This window comes from Mycobacterium florentinum (assembly GCF_010730355.1).
Lineage (GTDB): Bacteria > Actinomycetota > Actinomycetes > Mycobacteriales > Mycobacteriaceae > Mycobacterium > Mycobacterium florentinum.
Map to the genome: position 1 here is coordinate 1,378,765 of NZ_AP022576.1, position 18,733 is coordinate 1,397,497.

General features: G+C 68.1%; 22 protein-coding genes. 5 read left to right on the forward strand and 17 right to left on the reverse strand.

Going from position 1 to position 18,733, the window contains the following annotated elements; all coding sequences use genetic code 11:
• Positions 1-279 precede the first annotated feature (279 nt).
• Genes pdxT through pdxS form a run of 3 tightly spaced genes read right to left on the reverse strand, consistent with a single transcriptional unit; the run spans position 280 to position 2,651 of the window.
• On the reverse strand, positions 280-876 hold the full coding sequence (gene pdxT / locus G6N55_RS06380; RefSeq protein ID WP_085226910.1) for a pyridoxal 5'-phosphate synthase glutaminase subunit PdxT: 597 nt from the start codon (positions 874-876) through the stop codon (positions 280-282).
• Positions 873-1,709, reverse strand: coding sequence for an acyl-CoA thioesterase II (gene tesB, locus G6N55_RS06385; protein ID WP_085226908.1), 837 nt, complete (start codon positions 1,707-1,709; stop codon positions 873-875). Before tesB ends, pdxT begins: the two co-directional genes overlap by 4 nt.
• 9 nt (positions 1,710-1,718) lie before the next feature.
• Entirely contained in the window at positions 1,719-2,651 is a 933-nt protein-coding gene (gene pdxS / locus G6N55_RS06390) for a pyridoxal 5'-phosphate synthase lyase subunit PdxS (protein ID WP_085226906.1), read from the reverse strand.
• Positions 2,652-2,861: 210 nt separating this feature from the next.
• Here pdxS and G6N55_RS29455 point away from each other — a divergent pair, with 210 nt between their 5' ends.
• On the forward strand, positions 2,862-3,941 hold the full coding sequence (locus G6N55_RS29455) for a PPE family protein (RefSeq protein ID WP_085226904.1): 1,080 nt from the start codon (positions 2,862-2,864) through the stop codon (positions 3,939-3,941).
• A gap of 15 nt (positions 3,942-3,956) precedes the next feature.
• Positions 3,957-5,156, forward strand: a complete 1,200-nt coding sequence (locus G6N55_RS06400) for a PE-PPE domain-containing protein (RefSeq protein ID WP_085226903.1) — start codon at positions 3,957-3,959, stop codon at positions 5,154-5,156.
• Positions 5,157-5,162: 6 nt separating this feature from the next.
• Here G6N55_RS06400 and G6N55_RS06405 read toward each other — a convergent pair whose 3' ends face one another.
• The 8 genes from G6N55_RS06405 to G6N55_RS06440 all read right to left on the reverse strand — a co-directional run bounded on the left by G6N55_RS06405 (position 5,163) and on the right by G6N55_RS06440 (position 13,297).
• A complete protein-coding gene (locus G6N55_RS06405) occupies positions 5,163-6,212 on the reverse strand; it encodes an NUDIX hydrolase (protein WP_085226901.1) in 1,050 nt (349 codons plus the stop codon).
• Complete coding sequence (locus G6N55_RS06410) at positions 6,212-7,336, reverse strand: glycosyltransferase family 4 protein (RefSeq protein WP_085226900.1); 1,125 nt, start codon at positions 7,334-7,336, stop codon at positions 6,212-6,214. The genes G6N55_RS06405 and G6N55_RS06410 overlap by 1 nt, the downstream gene beginning before the upstream one ends.
• Positions 7,336-8,286 carry a phosphatidylinositol mannoside acyltransferase gene (locus G6N55_RS06415; protein ID WP_085226898.1) on the reverse strand — a complete coding sequence of 317 codons (951 nt, stop codon included), beginning with the start codon at positions 8,284-8,286 and terminating at the stop codon, positions 7,336-7,338. Before G6N55_RS06415 ends, G6N55_RS06410 begins: the two co-directional genes overlap by 1 nt.
• Positions 8,283-8,945, reverse strand: a complete 663-nt coding sequence (pgsA, locus tag G6N55_RS06420) for a phosphatidylinositol phosphate synthase (RefSeq protein ID WP_085226896.1) — start codon at positions 8,943-8,945, stop codon at positions 8,283-8,285. Before pgsA ends, G6N55_RS06415 begins: the two co-directional genes overlap by 4 nt.
• Complete coding sequence (locus G6N55_RS06425; protein WP_085226894.1) at positions 8,942-9,502, reverse strand: HIT family protein; 561 nt, start codon at positions 9,500-9,502, stop codon at positions 8,942-8,944. Before G6N55_RS06425 ends, pgsA begins: the two co-directional genes overlap by 4 nt.
• Positions 9,495-11,549: a threonine--tRNA ligase gene (thrS, locus tag G6N55_RS06430; RefSeq protein WP_085226892.1), complete on the reverse strand. Its 2,055-nt coding sequence runs from the start codon at positions 11,547-11,549 to the stop codon at positions 9,495-9,497. The genes G6N55_RS06425 and thrS overlap by 8 nt, the downstream gene beginning before the upstream one ends.
• Positions 11,550-11,746: 197 nt before the next feature.
• Positions 11,747-12,373 (reverse strand): PaaI family thioesterase, encoded by a 627-nt coding sequence (locus tag G6N55_RS06435; protein ID WP_085226891.1) that lies wholly within the window; start codon positions 12,371-12,373, stop codon positions 11,747-11,749.
• A 21-nt stretch (positions 12,374-12,394) separates the two neighbouring features.
• The gene (locus tag G6N55_RS06440; protein WP_085226889.1) at positions 12,395-13,297 is read right to left on the reverse strand and encodes an aldo/keto reductase; all 903 of its coding nucleotides are present in this window, start codon (positions 13,295-13,297) and stop codon (positions 12,395-12,397) included.
• Between the two features lie 29 nt (positions 13,298-13,326).
• Between G6N55_RS06440 and G6N55_RS06445 the strand changes: the two genes are divergently transcribed.
• A complete protein-coding gene (locus tag G6N55_RS06445) occupies positions 13,327-13,827 on the forward strand; it encodes a DUF1990 family protein (protein WP_085226887.1) in 501 nt (166 codons plus the stop codon).
• A 1-nt stretch (position 13,828) separates the two neighbouring features.
• Here the strand turns inward: G6N55_RS06445 and G6N55_RS06450 are convergent, their stop codons facing one another.
• A complete protein-coding gene (locus G6N55_RS06450) occupies positions 13,829-14,272 on the reverse strand; it encodes an Rv2617c family stress response/phage resistance protein (protein WP_085226885.1) in 444 nt (147 codons plus the stop codon).
• Between the two features lie 93 nt (positions 14,273-14,365).
• Between G6N55_RS06450 and G6N55_RS06455 the strand changes: the two genes are divergently transcribed.
• On the forward strand, positions 14,366-15,076 hold the full coding sequence (locus G6N55_RS06455; protein ID WP_179968125.1) for a helix-turn-helix transcriptional regulator: 711 nt from the start codon (positions 14,366-14,368) through the stop codon (positions 15,074-15,076).
• On the opposite strand, the gene G6N55_RS06460 is transcribed toward G6N55_RS06455, so the two are convergent.
• The 5 genes from G6N55_RS06460 to fdxA are packed head-to-tail and all read right to left on the reverse strand — an operon-like array spanning position 15,073 to position 17,865.
• Positions 15,073-16,011 carry an NAD(P)H-dependent flavin oxidoreductase gene (locus G6N55_RS06460; RefSeq protein WP_085226881.1) on the reverse strand — a complete coding sequence of 313 codons (939 nt, stop codon included), beginning with the start codon at positions 16,009-16,011 and terminating at the stop codon, positions 15,073-15,075. The genes G6N55_RS06455 and G6N55_RS06460 overlap by 4 nt on opposite strands.
• Before the next feature lie 5 nt (positions 16,012-16,016).
• On the reverse strand, positions 16,017-16,364 hold the full coding sequence (locus G6N55_RS06465) for a cupin domain-containing protein (RefSeq protein WP_085226879.1): 348 nt from the start codon (positions 16,362-16,364) through the stop codon (positions 16,017-16,019).
• 40 nt (positions 16,365-16,404) lie between these two features.
• Positions 16,405-16,818, reverse strand: coding sequence for a hypothetical protein (locus tag G6N55_RS06470; RefSeq protein ID WP_372517574.1), 414 nt, complete (start codon positions 16,816-16,818; stop codon positions 16,405-16,407).
• 14 nt (positions 16,819-16,832) lie between these two features.
• A complete protein-coding gene (locus G6N55_RS06475) occupies positions 16,833-17,501 on the reverse strand; it encodes a helix-turn-helix transcriptional regulator (RefSeq protein WP_085226875.1) in 669 nt (222 codons plus the stop codon).
• 7 nt (positions 17,502-17,508) lie between these two features.
• Positions 17,509-17,865, reverse strand: coding sequence for a ferredoxin (gene fdxA, locus G6N55_RS06480; RefSeq protein WP_036468405.1), 357 nt, complete (start codon positions 17,863-17,865; stop codon positions 17,509-17,511).
• Between the two features lie 54 nt (positions 17,866-17,919).
• Here fdxA and G6N55_RS06485 point away from each other — a divergent pair, with 54 nt between their 5' ends.
• The gene (locus G6N55_RS06485) at positions 17,920-18,720 is read left to right on the forward strand and encodes a class I SAM-dependent methyltransferase (RefSeq protein ID WP_085226873.1); all 801 of its coding nucleotides are present in this window, start codon (positions 17,920-17,922) and stop codon (positions 18,718-18,720) included.
• Positions 18,721-18,733: the final 13 nt, after the last annotated feature.

The following is an 18,733-nucleotide window of genomic DNA, read 5'->3' on the forward strand; positions in this document are numbered from 1 at the left end:
CTGCCTACCTCGCTGTTCCTCTTGTTTCTTGGCCAGACGAGTCTACGTGGACGTTCGGGCCGGGTTGCCCGGCCACTCCCCATCCGGATCAGAATCCCCGCACGTCACAAGAACGCAGGGCGGTGCCGCTTCGGAGAAGCGATATCGCTTCGCATCACCGCATCCGCTGTCTCGAGTGCGCGTTGACGGCTTCGAGTGTGCGGTGAGGGCGGGAATTCCGGGAAATTACCGCCCAGGACGCGCATTCAACTGCTTCAACGCCGCGGACGAGACCACGCGCTAGCTGCGGCCAGTAACGATGTCGACGAACAGCTGATGGATGCGCCGGTCCCCCGTCATCTCCGGGTGAAACGCCGTCGCCAGCTTCGGCCCCTGCCGAACCGCGACCACGTGTCCCGCCGCCCTGGCCAGCACCTGCACGCCGTCGCCGACTCGCTCGACCCACGGCGCCCGGATGAACACCGCCCGCACCGGGCTCTGTAATCCCGCGAACTCGACGTCGCCCTCGAACGAATCGACCTGACGTCCAAAAGCGTTGCGCCGCACAGTCATATCGATCGCACCCAACGGGAGCGCCTGGCGGCCGTTGGCGCCGGCATCGAGGATCTCGCTGGCCAGCATGATCATTCCGGCGCATGCGCCGTAGGCAGGCAGCCCGTCGGCAAGCCGCGCCCGCAACGGCTCGAGCAGGTCCAAATCGAGCAGCAGGTGGCTCATCGTGGTGGATTCCCCGCCCGGGATGACCAGCCCGTCGATCGACTCGATCTCGCTGCGGCGGCGCACCGGCATCGACTCGGCTCCGGCGTCGCGCAGCGCCGCCAGATGCTCCCGGGTGTCGCCTTGCAGCGCCAGCACGCCGATCCTCGGGCGGCTCACGACTGGTATCCGCGTTTGAAGCGGGTCAGCCCCTCCTGCATGACCGCCGCGACCATCTCGCCGGACTGGGTGAAGATCTTGCCCTGACACAGCGAGCGACCGCCGCTGGCCGACGGCGAGGACTGGTCGTAGAGCAGCCACTCGTCGGCCCGGAACGCGCGCATGAACCACATCGCGTGGTCCAGCGAGGCCACCTGCAGATGCTCGCGCACGTCGAGGTGGGTGACCTGCGCCGACCCCAGCAACGTGAGGTCGCTCATGTAGGCCAGCGCGCAGATGTGCAGCACCGGGTCGTCGGGCAGCGGGTCACGGTGCCGGAACCACACCTGTTGCTGAGATGCCTTGCCGGGCAACAACTCCAAGCGATCACGCGGCACGATGCAGACGTCCCACTCCTCGAACTGCTTGAACCCGGCATCGTCGAAAACCTTGATCGAGTCCAGCCCGGGCAGGCCGTCGGGCGGTGGCGCGGCCGGCATCGGGTCCTGGTGGTGGATGCCTTCCTGATCGGTCTGGAAGGACGCGCCCATGTTGAAAATGATCTCGCCGTGCTGGATCGCGTTGACCCGCCGGGTGGCGAACGAGCCGCCGTCGCGGGTGCGCTCGACGAGGAAAACCGTGGGCTCTCTTGGGTCTCCGGGCCGCAGGAAGTAGCCGTGCAGCGAGTGCACCTGGTAGCGCGGGTCGACGGTGCGCACCGCCGAGACCAGGGACTGCCCGGCGACGTGGCCCCCGAAGGTGCGCTGCAGAAATCCCGATTCCGGGCTGAAGACGCTGCCCCGGTAGATGTTGACCTCGAGCTGCTCGAGATCAAGGATCTCTTCGATCGCCACAGATCGTTCTTACCAGCCGCGTTCGGCCAGGCGATGCGGCTGGGCGATCTCCTCGACGTTGATACCCACCATCGCCTCGCCCAGGCCGCGCGAAACCTTGGCCAGCACATCCGGATCGTCGAAGAACGTGGTGGCCTTGACGATCGCGGCGGCGCGCTGCGCGGGATCGCCGGACTTGAAGATGCCCGACCCGACGAATACGCCCTCGGCACCGAGCTGCATCATCATCGCCGCGTCGGCCGGGGTGGCGATGCCGCCGGCGGTGAACAGCGTGACCGGCAACTTGCCCGCCCGGGCCACCTCGACGACGAGATCGTAGGGCGCTTGCAATTCCTTTGCCGCAACGAACAATTCGTCCTCAGACAAGGATGTCAGGCGACGGATCTCGCCGCCGATGGCGCGCATGTGCGTGGTCGCGTTGGACACGTCACCGGTGCCGGCCTCGCCCTTGGAGCGGATCATCGCCGCGCCCTCGTTGATACGCCGCAGTGCCTCACCGAGATTGGTTGCGCCGCACACGAACGGCACGGTGAACTTCCACTTGTCGATGTGGTGGGTGTAGTCGGCGGGGGTGAGCACCTCGGATTCGTCGACGTAATCCACGCCGAGGCTCTGCAGAATCTGCGCCTCGACGAAATGCCCGATGCGCGCCTTGGCCATCACCGGGATGGTCACCGCGGAGATGATGCCCTCGATCATGTCGGGGTCGCTCATTCGCGACACCCCGCCCTGGGCGCGGATGTCGGCGGGTACTCGCTCCAGCGCCATCACCGCGACGGCGCCGGCGCCCTCCGCGATGCGGGCCTGCTCCGGGGTGACGACGTCCATGATCACGCCGCCCTTGAGCATTTCGGCCATGCCGCGCTTGACGCGCGCCGTTCCCGTCACTGGCTGGCTCGACTGTGCGCCGCTGTCCACTAGCCCCTTCTCTCCTCGAACCATCGCGCTTCCACTCTAGTGGTGAGTGACGACCGAGTTTTCCCGCCGTTTCGGATCGACATTCGACATCTGTACAGCAGGTGGGTGCGGCGACAGCCACATTGTGCTACATATTGCGACAGCCATTTGCGCACACTGTTGCTGCTGGTGCGAATCACGGGGTGGCACCCCTGGTCACACCGCTGTGGCGGTTGGCCGAGAAGAGGTTCGGAGATGTTGCCGGATTTCGTGCTATTGCCGCCGGAGATCAATTCCGCGCGCATGTATGCCGGACCGCGCTCGGGGACGATGTGGGCAGCGGCGGCCGCCTGGGACGCGTTGGCCGCACAGCTGGCGTCGTCGGCAAGTGCCTTCGCGTCGACGGTGTCGACGCTGACCGGCGGAGCGTGGCAGGGCCCGGCGTCGATGCTGATGGCAACCGCGGCAACTCCCTATGTGCAGTGGTTGACCGCGACCTCGGCAAAGGCAGAGCTGGTGGCCAACCAGGCCCGCTTGTCGGCGGGCGCGTTCGAGGCGGCGTTTACCGCCACGGTGCCCCCCGAAGTCGTGGTGGCCAACCGCACCCTGCTGATGACGCTGATCGCAACGAACATCTTGGGTCAAAACACCGCGGCCATCGCGGCGACCGAGGCCGAGTACGCGGAAATGTGGGCCCAGGATGTGGCGGCCATGACGGGCTATGACGCCGCCACCACCGCGGCAGAGGCCGGATGGACACCGTTCAGCAACCCGCCCCTGACGCTGTTTGGCATGCCCGCCACCCCTACCTACCCCTCGCTCCTTGACCAGCTGATCAACTCACTGGTCCAGTCGGTGACTCAGCAGCTGATGAATCCGATGTCGCAATTGCAGATGCTCTCGACGCCCGCCCAGTTCGCGATGGAACCGATGCAAATGGCGATGGGCCAGCTCATGTCCGGCGCGAATCCGTTGCTGAGCGGGGCAGGCAGCCTCCCGGCGATCGATCCGGTGCTGGCGACCGCGTCGAGTCCCGCGGTGGGCGCACCGGGCGCGGCGCAGCTCACGGGCGGCATGGTCACCGCGGGTGTGGGCCGGGCCGCCCCGATCGGGGCGCTGTCGGTGCCGGCGACCTGGGCCGGCACCGCGCAGGCGGCGGCCCCGCCTCCCGCGGTCGCCGGCGTGCCCGCTGCCGCGGCCGCTCCCGTTTCGGCGACCGCAACCTCCACGCCGTACGTGCCGCCGATGAACGTGCCCGGGCGATTGACGGGTGCCGTCACTCCCGCCGTCGCCGCGGCCCCCAAGGCCGTGGCACCCCGCGCGGCAGCGGAGTAGGCAGGCGGCGCGCCGATGACCTACGTGATCGCCGACCCCGACGCGATAGGTGCGGCTGCCGACGAGTTGCAAGGGATCGGCGCGGCACTCGAAGCGACGAACACGGCCGCGGCGGCCCCGACGACGGGAGTGCTACCGCCGGCTACGGATTCGGTATCGGTGCGCACGGCCGCGTTCCTGGATGCCCAGGCCGCGCAGTATCAAGCGCTCAGCGCGCAGGCGGAACTGTTCCACAACCAGTTCGTGCAAACCCTGATCACCGCGCAGAACGCCTACGCCGAAACCGAGGTCTCCAACGCGGCCGCCATGCAGTCGGCGTCGAGCAATCAGATTGCGCTGATCATGGGCGGTACCGGCAACCCGACACCCAGTGCCCAATATCTGCAGGAGGTCTACCAAACCTTCGTCCTCCCGAATTACCCCGGCTATTCCGCGCAGGGTCTATACACGCCCGAGCAGTTGTGGCCGCTCACCGGCATCAACAGCCAATCCTTCGGGCAGTCGGTCCAAGAGGGCATCGCGATACTGAACAACGCGATCATGACCCATACCGCCGCAGGCGACCAACTCCTCGTCGTCGGCTATTCGCAGAGCGCCACGATCGCCACCATGGAGATGCGCTATCTCGACGCCCTGCCCGCCGTCCTGCGGCCGAACCCCAACCTGCTGAACTTCATGATGCTCGCCGATCCGAACAATCCGGTGACCGGCGGAATCCTGACCCGCTTTATCCCGGGAGTGTTCACCGGATTTCACGTGCCGACGCCGTTCGACACCATCTACACGACCGCCATCTACGGCATCCAGTACGACCCCGTCGCCCAGTTCCCCGCGGGCATTTTCAACATCTCGGCCGACCTCAACGCCATCTTCGGCTTTCCGCTGCACACCCAAACTCCGTTGCTGACCGCGGCGCAACTTGCCACCGCGATCCAGCAGCAGATCGGCAACACCACCTACTTCATCGTTCCCACCATGAATTTGCCGCTGCTGGATCCGCTGCGGATGATCCCAATCTTGGGAAATCCGTTGGCCGACTTGCTCCAACCGTTCCTGCAGCCGTTAGTCGAGTTCGGCTACGCGACTGGGCTGCCCGGGCCGCTGCAGTCCATCGGCTCGCTCGCTATCGCCGGCGCAAGCCCGGCTATCTCGGTCCCGCTGGCTGTGGGCCTGCCGCCCGCGGGCGTCCTGCCCATTCTGTCGAACGCGCTCTAGTTCACGTCAACGGATGGACTGCAGCCGGGGCAGCCGGCCCGGTCTGTCGTTGTCGGCCAACGCGATCGCGTCGGCAAGCAGTTCGGCCAACTGGCGCGGGTACACGGTCTGCCCGGCGGCCACCAGTTCGGCGATGTCATTGGCATCGCACCAGCGGTGACAGTGAATGTAGCGGCGTTCCAGTTCGGTTCGGCCCGTGCAGACCGGCTCGAAGCGCGCGGTGCGCCGCACGAAGAAGAACTCCTCGCTGTCGATCAACGCGCCGTTGAATTCGAAGACCTCGTCGCGCCGCCAGATCGGCCCGACCATCTCGGCCGCCTCGACCCGTAAACCGGTCTCTTCGGCCAACTCTCGCGCGGCAGCCTCGGCCAGCCGTTCGCCCGGGCCTACCTCGCCGCCCACCGTGAACCACCACCGCGGCGCCGATTCCGCGATCGCCGGATCCGAACCGCACAGCAGCAGCACCGCGCCGGTCTCATCCAGCAGCACCACCCGCGCCGAGGTCCGGTGTTTGGGCACCCCGTGACCGGTGTACGCCAGCGCGTGCGGTCGCTCGACGATCTCGAAATAGCTTGGCAGCGCGGCTGTTCCGCCGAGACGAAGGGCACGCACCGGCCGCCGCTCGCCGAGCGCGAGGGTGTCGCGGACCGCGTCGTTGTGGAATCGGCGGGCCAGCAGCAGCCGGGCTTCGGCGTCGGCCAACTCGGCGATCAGGCCGGCCGGCAGTGCGGCCGGGTCGACCATCGCCAGCGCCGCGGACAGCTCGTTTTCGGCGTTCTCCCGGGATTGCCGGGGCGCCCGCTCGGCGGCGTCGGCCAACGCGGCCAGGCGTCGGCCTTCGGGGTTGTTCGTGGAGCCACCGTAGGCGTCGATCGCGACGGCACGCGCGACCACCGCGCGGCGCGCCAGCGCGCTGTCGAGGGCCTGCCAGGACAGGTCGTAGCGAATGTTGAGGCGGTTCAGCCGCTGCGCCGTCTGAAGTGCCCAGCCACCGATCGTCGCCAGTACGGCGATCAGCACGATCAGCAGCAGGATGACGATCAGCGGCCAGGCCATCAGCCGGCCACCTGGACCTTGACGCCCGCGCCGGCGACCGTCTCGTACACCCGCATGATCTGGCTGGCCACCACTTGCCAGTCGTAGCGGGCCACCGCTTCGGCCGCCGCGGCGACGTAACGCTCACGCAGCGCGTCGTTTTCGAGCATCTCGATCAGCCCGTCGGCCAGTGCGGCGGCGTCGCCGACCGGTACCAGCCGTCCGGCCTCACCGTCGCACAGCACGCGGCGGAAGGCGTCCAGGTCGCTGGCCACTACCGGCGTGCCCGCGGCCATCGCCTCGACCAGGACGATCCCGAAACTCTCACCCCCGATGTTGGGCGCGCAGTAGACGTCCGCGCTGCGCATCGCCGACGCCTTTCCGGCGTCGTCGACCTGGCCAAGAAAGTGCATATGCTCAGCCAAAGCGCCTGCCTTCGTGCGCAATTCGTCCTCGTCGCCGTGGCCGACGACCAGCACCTGCAGGTCGGGAAATCGTTCCACCACCCGCGGCAGCGCCTCGAGTAACACCCCCATGCCCTTGCGGGACTCGTCGAAGCGGCCCAAGAACAGCACCGTGCGGCCCGGCCGCGGATACCCGTCGAGGCGCGGCGCCGAGGCGAGCGCGGCGACGTCGACCCCGTTGGGAATCTCCACCGCGTCGGACCCGAGCGCCTCCATCTGCCAGCGCCGGGCCAGGTCGGACACCGCGACGCGGCCGATGATCTTCTCGTGCAACGGCCGCAGCAGGCCCTGAAAGACGGACAGCGTCAGCGATTTGGTGGTCGAGGTGTGAAAGGTGGCCACGATCGGACCCTCGGCGATCCGCAGGGCCCACATCGACAGGCTGGGGGCGTTCGGTTCGTGCAGATGCAGCACGTCGAAGTCGCCGTCGGTCAGCCAGCGCCTGACCCGGCCGTGCACCGCGGGACTGAATTGCAGCCGCGCCACCGAACCGTTGTAGGGAATCGGGATGGCCTTGCCGGCGGAGACGACGTACTCGGGCAGGCGGACGTGCGGCGACGCGGGAGCCAGCACGCTGACCTCATGGCCCCGTTCGCGCAACACCTCCGCGAGCTGCAACACGTGCGATTGCACCCCGCCCGACACGTCGAACGAATAGGGACAGACCATCCCGATCCGCATCAGGCTTCCTTCAGCCGGGCACGTCTGTCATCGGAGAGATCGGCCAGCCACTGCGGTTGCAGCATGTGCCAATCCTCGGGGTGGGCGGCGATGTTGTGGGCGAACCGATTCGCCAGCTCCTGGGTGATGGTTGCGACATCCCCGCTGGAACAGTCCAGCGGCGTGCTGATGGATACCCGCCAGGCGTCGCCCTCGTTCCAGCAATGCGCCGCGCACAGCGCCGCCCCGGTTTCGATCGCGAGCTTCGCCGGTCCGGCCGGCATCCGGGTGGGCTCGCCGAAGAAGTCGACTTCCACACCGGTGCGGGTGAGATCGCGTTCGGCCATCAAGCACACCACCCGGTTGGCCCGCAGTCGCTCGCACAACACGTCGAAGGGGGGCCGGTCGCCACCGGACAACGGCAGCACCTCGAAGCCGAGGCTTTCCCGGTAGGCGATGAAACGCCGGTACAGCGACTCGGGTTTGAGCCGCTCCGCGACGGTGGTGAAGGTGCCGCGCGTCTGCGCCAGCCATACCCCGGCCATGTCCCAGTTGCCGCTGTGCGGCAGCGCGAGCACCGCGCCCCGGCCCACCGCCAGGGCCGCATCGATATTGTCGGCGCCGATGAACAACTCGTCGATCCGACGGGCCAGGACAGCGTGGTCCATGGACGGCAGCCGGAACGCCTCGCGCCAGTAACGGCCGTAGGACGCCAGCGAGGCCCGCATCAGGCTGTCGGGCACCTGCGCCGGCGGTACCCCGATGACCCGGGCCAGGTTCTTGCGCAGCTGGTCGGGGCCGCCATTGCGGGCGGCGTAGCGCGCTCCGGTGTCGAATACGTTGCGCGCGGCGAACTCTGGGACCGCTCGCACCGCCATCCAGCCGGCGGCGTACGCCCAGTCGCTCGCCGTCCTGGTCACCAGGTCGCGCGGCGCGGTGAGCGCTTTCAGGCCGGGCGGAGTGGAGATCACGGCGTCCCCGTTTCGCTTCCCGGATTGGGCGGCAGGGGTTCGGCCGCACCGGGCGAGGTCCGCACCGCGTGCAACCGCTGCACGCAGGTCACCACGCTGGCCACCGCCAGCACCCACATCGCGACGGGCAGCGCCGGCGGCCAGGCTACGAACGGAAAGTCCGATACACCCGCGCCGACCAGCACGATGATCAGCCGTTCCGGTCGTTCGATGAGGCCGCCGTCGCCGCGCAGACCGCTGGCCTCGGCCCGGGCCTTGATGTACGAGATCACCTGGGAGGTGACCAGGCAGATCAGCGTCGCCGCGGCCAGCGGTTTGTCATGCAGGCCGAAGACAATCCACCACAGCAGCCCGCAGAACACCGCGCCGTCGCTGACCCGGTCGCACGTGGCGTCGAGCACCGCGCCGAATCGCGTGCCGCCGCCGCGCTCGCGGGCCATCGCACCGTCGACCATGTCGAAGAGCACGAAAAACCAGACGACCAGCGTGCCGACGAACAGCTTGCCCATCGGGAACAACGTCAGCGCCCCCGCGACGGCCACGACGGTGCCCAAGATCGTGACGGCGTCCGGCGTCAGACCCACCCGCAGCAGCGCCCTGGCCGTCGGAGTGGTGAGCCGGGCGAACGCGGCCCGGGACAGGAAGGGCGCCTTACTCATTGCTGCTTGGCCCACTCGGTGGCCAACAACTGACGCGTCTCGCGCAGCAGCTGTGGGATCACCTTCGCGCCGCCGACGATCGTGATGAAGTTCGCGTCACCACCCCAGCGCGGCACCACATGCACGTGCAGATGTTCGGCCAGCGATCCGCCCGCCGATGTTCCCAGGTTGAGGCCGACGTTGAAGCCGTGCGGGCGCGACACGCTCTTGATCACCCGAATCGCCTTCTGGATGAAGGCCATCAGCTCCGCACTCTCGGCGTCGGTCAGGTCCTCGATTTCGGACAGCCGCCGGTAGGGCACCACCATCAGGTGCCCGGGGTTGTACGGGTAGAGGTTGAGCACGGCGTAGACGAGTTCGCCGCGCGCCACCACCAGGCCCTCTTCGTCTGGCAGTTGCGGAATGTCGGTGAACGGCTCCTCGGGGTTGCCGTTGTCGCGCTTGGCCGGCGCCTCGGCCAGGTACGTCATCCGGTACGGCGTCCACAGCCGCTGCAGGTGGTCGCGCTCGCCGACACCCGTGTCGAGGATCGTGTCTTCGCTGTCCTGCTCACTCACCGCCGGCTACCTTCACCAGTTCTTGTGTGGGAGCGGCATTCTCACGGTCGGCGATCCACTTCACAATGGTATCGATCGCGGCGTCCAACGGCACGCCGTTGATCTGGGTGCGGTCCCCGAAGCGGAAGCTGACCGCCGCGGACTCGACGTCGCGGTCACCGGCCAGCAACATGAACGGCACCTTCTGGTTGGTGTGGTTCACGATCTTCTTGGCCATCCGGTCATCGCTGGTGTCCACCTCCACCCGCACACCTCGCGACCTCAGTTGCGCGGCAACATCTTTCAGGTAAGCCGCGTGTTCGTCGGCGACCGGGATGCCGACCACCTGAACCGGCGCCAGCCACGCCGGGAAGGCCCCGGCGTAGTGCTCGGTGAGAATGCCGAAGAACCGCTCGATGGACCCGAACAGCGCGCGGTGGATCAGCACCGGCCGTTGCCGGCTGCCGTCGGACGCGGTGTATTCCAGCTCGAACCGGTCCGGCATGTTGAAGTCGAGCTGAATGGTCGACATCTGCCAGCTGCGGCCCAACGCATCCTTGACCTGCACCGAGATCTTCGGGCCGTAGAACGCCGCGCCACCGGGGTCGGGAACGAAATGCAACCCGGACGCCACGGCCACCTCCCGCAGGACTTCGGTGGCCTCGTCCCACATCTCGTCGGAGCCGGAGTACTTCTCCGGGTCCTTGGTGGACAGCTCCAGGTAGAAGTCGTCGAGCCCGTAGTCGGCCAGCAAGTCGAGCACGAAGCGCAGCAGCGAGGTCAGCTCGTCACGCATCTGCTCGCGCGTGCAGTAGATGTGCGCGTCGTCCTGAGTCATGCCGCGCACCCGGGTCAGCCCGTGCACCACGCCCGACTTCTCGTAGCGGTACACGCTGCCGAACTCGAAGAGCCGCAACGGAAGCTCGCGATACGAGCGACCGCGTGACCGATAGATGAGGTGATGCATCGGGCAGTTCATCGGCTTGAGGTAGTAGTCCTGCCCGGGCTTGCGCATCGTCCCGTCCGCGTTGAACTCCGCGTCCAGGTGCATCGGCGGGTACATGCCGTCGGCGTACCACTCGAGGTGGCCCGAGGTGATGTACAGCTGCTCCTTGGTGATGTGCGGGGTGTTGACGAATTCGTACCCGGCCTCGATGTGCTTGCGCCGCGAATACTCCTCCAGCTCGCGCCGGATGATGCCGCCCTTGGGGTGGAAAACCGCCAGGCCGGAACCGATTTCGTCGGGGAAGCTGAACAGGTCCAGCTCGACGCCCAACTTGCGATGGTCGCGCCGCTGCGCCTCCTCGAGCAGCTCCAGGTGCTTGTCGAGCGCCTCTTGCGACTCCCAGGCGGTGCCGTAGATGCGTTGCAGGCTGGCGTTGCTCTGGTCGCCGCGCCAGTAGGCCGCCGAGCTACGGGTGAGCTTGAACGCCGGGATGTGCTTGGTGGTCGGGATGTGCGGACCGCGGCACAGATCCCCCCAGACCCGTTCGCGGGTACGGGGATTGAGGTTGTCGTAGGCGGTGAGTTCGTCGCCGCCCACCTCCATCACGTCGGGGTCGCCGGACTTGTCGTCGACCAGTTCGAGCTTGTAGGGCTCGCCCGCCAGCTCGGCGCGCGCCTCGTCCTTGGATTCGTAGACCCGCCGGTCGAACAGCTGGCCGTCCTTGACGATTTGGCGCATCCGCTTTTCCAGCTTGGTCAGGTCCTCGGGGGTGAACGGCTCCGCCACGTCGAAGTCGTAGTAGAAGCCGTCCGCGATGGGCGGCCCGATCCCCAATTTGGCCTGCGGGAACAGATTCTGGACGGCCTGGGCCAGCACGTGCGCGGCCGAATGCCTGATGACGCTGCGGCCCTCGTCGGTGTTGGCCGCGACCGGGACCACCTCGGCGTCGGCGTCGGGTACCCAGCTCAGGTCGCGCAGCTTGCCGTCGGCGTCGCGCACCACCACGATCGCGTCGGGCGTACCCCGGCGCGGCAACCCCGCCTCCCCGACGGCCGCGGCCGCGGTAGTCCCGGCAGGAACCCGGATCGGGGCTGCGGGGACGGGTTGTGCGGGGGCGCTCATCGGGTTGCTCTCCAAGGTTTGGTTAGGGAATTGATCGGCGATCGACTCAGAGCCATGCTATCGGGGCCGACCTCGAAGAACCCATCGCGTTAAGGGCTGGGAGGCGCCGCCGCTATCGCGACACTGAAACCACGCACACGACACGCCGGCGCGGCTGTACATGGTTTCAGTCTCGGCACATCCCGGCTGCGACGCGGTCAGGGCTGGCCGGGCTTGAGTTTCACGAACAGCGCGTCGGCTTCGGCCAGTAGCGTGTCGCCGTCGGTCAGGCTTCCCGACACAAAGATTTTGCGGCCGTCCACGCCGTCGATGCCGGCGTCGAACTGCAGCTCCTTTTCGATCGGCACGATGTGGCGGTAGTTGATCTTCAGGTAGGCGGTGCGCTGGCGCGGACTGCCGGTGAGCACCGACGTCGTCAGGCCGAGCACGGTGTCGAACAGCATGCCCAGCGATCCGCCGTGCACGGCGCCGTTGCGACCCAGGTGAAACCGCGCGAAGCGGGCCCAGCCCGCCATCCGGCCATCCTCGGTCCGGTGCGCCCCCATCGGCACGGTCAGGATGTTGCCGCGCAGCGGCAGGTCCATCCGGCGGCCCGACGGCGACGCCCACTCGTCGGCGTCATACGGGCTCAGCAGCGCGGACAGCTTCTCCAGCGTGTCCGCGGCCTCGGAGATGACCTCGTCCGGCGCGTCGACGGCGCGCGCATGGTCCTGCAGCTTGCGTACCGCGTCGATGAACCGGCCGTAGTCGGGCCCGCCCTGGGTCGTCGGTACGGGTGGGTTGAATCCGCCGCCCGGGTGTTCCTGATGCTCGCCGGCCACCAGACCACCGTATTGGGTGGCCCGCTACTGCGCTCCGGCGGCCGCCAGGGTCTCGAACTCCTCGTCGGACAGCGTGATCTCGGCGGCCGCCACGTTCTCCTCCAGGTGCGCGACCTTCGAGGTCCCCGGGATCGGCAGCATCACCGGCGAGCGCTTCAGCAGCCAGGCCAGCGCCAGCTGACCGGGCGTCGCGTGATGGTCGGCAGCGATGCGTTGCAGCGGGCCGTCGGCGGCGGCCAGCGGCCCGGCCGCCAGCGGGAACCACGGGATGAAGCCGATACCCTGCTCGGTCGCGGCGTCCACCAGCGGCTCGGACTTGCGGACCGTCAGGTTGTACATGTTCTGCACCGACACGATCGGGGTGATCTGCTGCGCCTCGTTGAGCTGATCGACGTTGACCTCCGACAGCCCGATGTGGCGGATCTTGCCTTCGTCCTTCAGCCTGGCCAGCTCGCCCACCTGGTCGGCCAGCGGCCACTTGGGGTCGACGCGATGCAGCTGCAACAGGTCGATGGTCTCCACACCCAGGCGGCGCAGGCTCATCTCAACTTCCTGCCGCAGGTACGCCGGGAAACCCATCTCGACCCAGACATCCGGACCGGTCCGCAAAAACCCGGCCTTGGTCGCGATCACCAGGTCGTGGTACGGGTACAGCGCCTCGCGGATGATCTCCTCGGAGATGTACGGGCCGTAGGAGTCCGCGGTGTCGAACAGGTCGACGCCCAGTTCGACGGCGCGCCGCAACACGCGCACGGATTCGTCGCGGTCGGCGGGTGGTCCCCAGACTCCCTTGCCGACGATGCGCATCGCCCCGAACCCGAGGCGGTTGACGGTCAGATCGCCGCCGAAAGTGAATGTTCCAGACGCTTGGGCAATGGTTTTCGAGTTCTGTGCGGTCACGCTTACGACCGTACGCCCCAACCGCATTCGTGCACCTGGCGTGGCAAGCTGGCCGGATGGACCTGGCAGCACTGGACAAACTTCCGCTGAGTTACGCCGAGGTGGGCGCAACCGCCGGGGCCGAGCTGCCGGCGGGATACGGCCATTTTGATTTCGAGAAGCGGATCGGCACGGGCCGGCCGCGGTTCGAGCGGGCCGCCGCGGCCGTGCTGCGCTGGGGGATGCAGCGGGGGGCCGGGCTGCGGGTGCAGGCCAGCTCCGAGGTCGCGGCCGTCGACACGGTGGTGCTGGTGCGGATGGGTCCGCTGCAGGCCCCGTGCCGTGTCGTCTACGTGATCGACGAGCCGGACCTTCGCGGTTTTGCCTACGGCACGCTGGACGGCCATCCCGAGTCCGGTGAGGAACGCTTCGCCGTGCGCCGGGACCCCTCGACCGACGCAGTCTTCGCGGAGGTGACGGCGTTCTCCCGGCCCGCGACCTGGTGGAGCAAGGCCGGCGGGCCCGTCGTGTCGGTGGCGCAACGCGTCATCGCCAAGCGCTACCTGCGTGCGGTGTGACCTAGCGGGACCCGATGCTGCCGTTGTGCACGCCCTGCGCCAGGCGGGCGAGCGCGACCGCGCCGACCAGCAAACCGAGGTCGCGCAGCGCGATGTCGTAGAAGCCGGAGAAGGTCAACAGGTCGACGATGATCCCGGCCAGCCAGGCCGCCACGACCCAGGCGCCCAGGCGGGGCGCCACCGCCACCAGCACACCGGCGGCAATCTCGATGACCCCCACGACGTACATGCACTGGTCGGCGCTGCCGGGAAAGAGATGGCCGATCCAGCCGGCCAGGTAGATGCTCCAGTGCTGCGGATAGGTCAGCAGGTTGAAGAATTTGTCCAGCCCGAACGCGATGGGCGCGACCGTGAAAACGGTGCGAAGCGCGAGGTAGGCCGAGAAAGCCGGGTCCTTGAGCTGGTCTCGCAGAGCGGGCGTGGCGGTGGCTTGTGCTGTGCTCATGACGTCCTTCCTTTCTAACAGATAATAATCTGTACGTTAGATTGGGTAGACTGTAGCGTCAAGTATTTTGTCTGTTAGAAATGGGCCGTTGACGTGGATGGCATGGACTCGTTGGAGCGCGACGCCGCCGGCATTGGTGCGCTCGCCGATCCGGTGCGCCATCGGCTCTATCAGTTCGTGTGCGCTCAGCCGGCGCCGGTGAGCCGTGACCAGGCGGCCGACGCCGTCGGAATCGCGCACCACCAGGCCAAATTCCACCTGGACCGGCTGACGGCCGAGGGCCTGCTGGAGACCGACTATGCCCGCCTGACGGGCCGATCCGGCCCCGGCGCGGGGCGGACCTCCAAGCTGTATCGCCGGGCCAACCGCCACATCGCGGTCAGTCTCCCGCAGCGGGAGTACGAGCTGGCCGGGCGGCTGATGGCCACCGCCATCGCACAGTCGGGCAGCACCGGGGAGCCCGTCGTCGAGATGCTCAACCGGGTCGCCCGCGACTACGGCCGGCGGATCGGTGCGACCACGCGCGCGCCCGCGGACGCCGCCGCGGCGCTGGAGTCGGCCCTGCGGGTGCTGAGCAAGTACGGTTATGAACCCCGCCGCATCGACGGCTCCGCCAATCATCACGTCGAGCTCGCGAACTGCCCGTTCCACGCCCTGGCCCACGAGCAGACCGAGCTGGCCTGCAACATGAACCACGCATTGATCACCGGTGTGGCCGACGCGTTGGCGCCGCACGGCCCCGACGCCCGGCTCTGCCCCGGGGCGGACCGGTGTTGTGTCGTGCTGCGACGCGGCCGCGACTAGGTCCAGCGGGCGAGCAGTCGCTCGGCGCCCGAACACATCTGCTCGATGACCTCGGCGACCGATGCGTCGTCGCGGATCATACCGACGCCCTGACCGGCGTCGACGGGAGCGATCCGCCGGTCGTCGGCGTCGATCGCGGCGGCCAGCTCGTCGCAGGCCGGCGCATCGAGCGTGTCCTCCTTGCCCGTCCAGCGGGCGACGAACTCATTGCTCAGCACGCGCGACGGGAATCGCGCCGGCCACGGCAGGCCCTTGGCGACGTCGAAGGCCCGGGTGACGGCCGTGTCGGTCGACCGGGCCGCGATCAGCGCCTGGCGGCTGCCATCGCCGGTCAGCGCCTCGGGACACGCAGCCAGCCGAGTGCCCACCCAGGCGCCGCTGGCCCCGGCGGCCAGCACCGCGGCCAGGCTGCGCGCCGAGGCGATACCGCCCCCGGCGAGCACCGGCACCGACACGGCGTCCAACACGTCGTCGAGCAACGGCAGCGTGCCGAGCTTCGTATCGCCGTGCCCGCCGCCCTCGGAGCCGCGCGCGACCAGGATGTCGATGCCCGCGTCGACCGCTTGACGGGCTCCGAGCGCGTCGTAAACCTGTGTGACAGTGGTGATTCCGGCGTTGTGCGCGTGAGCGACCCACGACCAGTCGGTACCGAAACTGATGGACAGCAGGACTGGCCGCGCGGCCAGGGCGTCGTCCAGCAGCCCCGCCTCGGTGCGCATCACCCAGTCCACCAGGCCGATTCCGAACCTGCCGTCGACGTGTTGCAACTGGGTCCGCAGCAACTCCCTGTTCGCGACGCTGCCCATGCCGACCATGCCCAGACCGCCGGCGGCGCTGACCGCGGCGGCCAGCCGGCCACCCGCGACGCCGCCCATCGGGGCGTTGACGATCGGCACTTGCAGGCCGAGCCGCCTTGACCAGGGCGTGGACAGCATGTCAGCTAGTGCGCCGCACCGGGCTGGCTTTTCAGCACGGTCAGCATCACCACCGAATCCTCGACCGCGTGCAGGGCATGGCGTTGCGGCGGAATCGCGATGTGGTCGCCGGTTTTGCCGTCCCAGGAGTCGTCGCCGGCCGTCAGGCGCACGTGACCCTGCAGCACCTGCAGCGTCGCCTCGCCGGGGCTGTCGTGTTCGGACAGGTCGTGGTCGGCGAGCAGCGCGAGCACGGTCTGCCGGAGTTCGTGGTCGTGACCGCCGTGGATGGTGTGTGCGGCCCGTCCGCTGTGCGACTGCCGGGCTTCGGCCAGCTTTTCGGTGGCCAGGCTGGTGAGCGAGATCGATTCCATTGCTACGTCCCCTTGGTGTGACGGTGGGCTATCCGTGGTTTCAAGCGGTCAATAGGAGTATCCCCGCCACGGTAAGCGCCACGACCTTGACCACCTCTAAACCGACGTAGGCGTAGTGGGCGCGGGAGCGGGGCGCATCCAGCCCGGCGAGCACCTGGTCCGAGCGCCGGGTCAGCCGGGGGCGCACGGCGATCAACTGGATCGCCAGCATGGCGTACGCGACGGCAAACACGATGCCGATGCGCATCGGCATCGGGCCGTCCACCACGACCGCCAGGGTGATGATGGCGAACGCGACCTCGACGGTGTTGAGCGCGCGAAAGACCAAGCGCCCGATACCAAGTCCGATCTGCAACGTGACGTTCGGCGCCCGGAACTTCAGCGGCGCTTCCAGGAACGAGATCGCCAGCACCATGCCAAGCCAGACGAATGTGACCGCGACGGCGACCGCCATTTCGGTGTTCACGGTTAGGCCTCCTGCAACTCGAGATGTGCCACACATAGATCGGGTTCGACGAACGCATCGAGACGCTCGACGGCAACCGGGGCCCCCGAGGTTTCCAGCGCTCCCTGCATGAGCCCGAGGTGCACGGGACAGACGACGGCGGTTCGGCTTTCGGCGAGCTCCAGGAACGGGCAGTGCCGCAGGCCGACCTGTTGGTGCTCGCCGGCTCGTCGGCGCTCGGGCGCGAAGCCAAGCTGATCGAGCACCTCGACCAGGTGGCCGATGGCCTTGTCGGGGGTCTGCGCCTCGCCCGGCTCCGCGCTCGAATCCAGCTGTCGGCCCCACGCCCGCCCGGCTGCCCGTGCCTTGGCGGCGGGATCCTCATCGGCCGCGAACGCCATCGTCAGAATCTCGGCCAGCAACCGGTACTGCCGCGTCCCGCCGCGATCCATCTGCCGTACCGCCCGGAACATCAGCGGTGGACGCCCCGGACCCTTGCGGCCCGGCTCGACCTGTTCCACCTGGTCGTCGCCGACCAGGCTGTCAAGGTGGAAGCGCACGGTGTTGGGATGCACGCCGAGCGCCTCGGCGATCGCGACGATGGTCATCGGCTCCCGGGACGTCCGCAGTACCCGCAGCACCTCACGGCGGCGACCGGCGGGCTCCCCCGGTGGCGTGGCCCCGGGCGTCATCGGCCGCTCACGCTCCTTCGGATACGTCGGCTTTCGGATGGGCGGCCACCAAGGGTGCGTCGACGCCGAGGGCACCAAGCTTGGCCGCGCCCCCGGGTGACCCCAGCGGGGCGTCGCGCCCCGGCAGGGTTTCGGAGAAAAACGCCGCATTGTCGGCCAGGTGTGGCTGCAGCTCGTCGGGCAGGTCGTCTTCGTAGTAGATCGCGTCGACCGGACAGACCGGCTCGCACGCGCCGCAGTCGACGCATTCGTCGGGATGGATATAGAGCGCCCGGCCGCCCTCGTAGATGCAATCCACGGGGCATTCGTCCACACATGCCCGATCCATCACATCGATGCAGGGCTTTCCGATAACGTACGTCATGCGATAGAGTTTACACAATCACGATTGTGAAAACCAGGAAGGGCGGGAAAGACTATGTCTCCCATGTCGAGTCGGGCCGACGACAGCGTTGCGGGCCACTGGCTACTGGCGCGGCTCGGAAAACGTGTCCTGCGCCCCGGCGGCGTCGGGCTCACCCGCACGATGCTGGCCGGCGCCGAGGTAACCGACGCCGATGTGCTCGAGCTGGCGCCGGGCCTGGGCCGCACCGCCGCCGAGATTCTCACCCGCTCGCCACGGTCGTACGTGGGCGCCGAGCAGGACCCCGATGCGGCCGAGACGGTTCGTGGCGTCATCGCCGGCCTGAACGCCGGATCCGGGACGGTCCGGGTCGCCGACGCCGCGGACACGGGATTGCCGGACTCCAGTCGCGACGTCGTGATCGGCGAGGCGATGCTGACGATGCAAGGCGATGCCGCCAAGCACGCCATCGTCGCCGAGGCGGCGCGGGTGCTGCGTCCGCGCGGCCGCTACGCGATCCACGAACTCGCGCTGACGCCCGACAACGTGCCCGAGGAGATCAGCACGGAGATCCGGCAGTCGCTTGCCCGTGCGATCAAGGTCAACGCGCGGCCGCTGACCGTCGCCGAATGGTCGCGGTTGTTGTCCGATCACGGACTGGTCATCGACCGCGTCGTGACGGCGCCGATGGCGTTGTTGCAACCGCGCCGGATCATCGCCGACGAGGGTCTGGTCGGGGCACTGAGATTTGCCAGAAACCTGCTCCTCAACCCGGACGCCCGCAAACGGGTGCTCACGATGCGCGCCACCTTCCGCAAGCATCGCGAGCGACTGACCGCCGTCGCGATCGTCGCCCGCAAACCGGACAACGAGTAAGGTCTGTTGCTGC

Coding starts and splice junctions, on each gene's coding strand:
- G6N55_RS06450 (WP_085226885.1), bottom strand. CDS start 14,272: ATGAGCACAGCACAAGCCACCGCCACGCCCGCTCTGCGAGACCAGCTC.
- G6N55_RS06465 (WP_085226879.1), bottom strand. CDS start 16,364: ATGGAATCGATCTCGCTCACCAGCCTGGCCACCGAAAAGCTGGCCGAA.
- G6N55_RS06405 (WP_085226901.1), bottom strand. CDS start 6,212: ATGGCCTGGCCGCTGATCGTCATCCTGCTGCTGATCGTGCTGATCGCC.
- G6N55_RS06460 (WP_085226881.1), bottom strand. CDS start 16,011: ATGCTGTCCACGCCCTGGTCAAGGCGGCTCGGCCTGCAAGTGCCGATC.
- fdxA (WP_036468405.1), bottom strand. CDS start 17,865: ATGACGTACGTTATCGGAAAGCCCTGCATCGATGTGATGGATCGGGCA.
- pgsA (WP_085226896.1), bottom strand. CDS start 8,945: ATGAGTAAGGCGCCCTTCCTGTCCCGGGCCGCGTTCGCCCGGCTCACC.
- thrS (WP_085226892.1), bottom strand. CDS start 11,549: ATGAGCGCCCCCGCACAACCCGTCCCCGCAGCCCCGATCCGGGTTCCT.
- G6N55_RS06485 (WP_085226873.1), top strand. CDS start 17,920: ATGTCTCCCATGTCGAGTCGGGCCGACGACAGCGTTGCGGGCCACTGG.
- G6N55_RS06445 (WP_085226887.1), top strand. CDS start 13,327: ATGGACCTGGCAGCACTGGACAAACTTCCGCTGAGTTACGCCGAGGTG.
- G6N55_RS06400 (WP_085226903.1), top strand. CDS start 3,957: ATGACCTACGTGATCGCCGACCCCGACGCGATAGGTGCGGCTGCCGAC.
- G6N55_RS06475 (WP_085226875.1), bottom strand. CDS start 17,501: ATGACGCCCGGGGCCACGCCACCGGGGGAGCCCGCCGGTCGCCGCCGT.
- pdxS (WP_085226906.1), bottom strand. CDS start 2,651: ATGGTTCGAGGAGAGAAGGGGCTAGTGGACAGCGGCGCACAGTCGAGC.
- G6N55_RS29455 (WP_085226904.1), top strand. CDS start 2,862: ATGTTGCCGGATTTCGTGCTATTGCCGCCGGAGATCAATTCCGCGCGC.
- G6N55_RS06410 (WP_085226900.1), bottom strand. CDS start 7,336: ATGCGGATCGGGATGGTCTGTCCCTATTCGTTCGACGTGTCGGGCGGG.
- G6N55_RS06470 (WP_372517574.1), bottom strand. CDS start 16,818: ATGGCGGTCGCCGTCGCGGTCACATTCGTCTGGCTTGGCATGGTGCTG.
- G6N55_RS06440 (WP_085226889.1), bottom strand. CDS start 13,297: ATGCGGTTGGGGCGTACGGTCGTAAGCGTGACCGCACAGAACTCGAAA.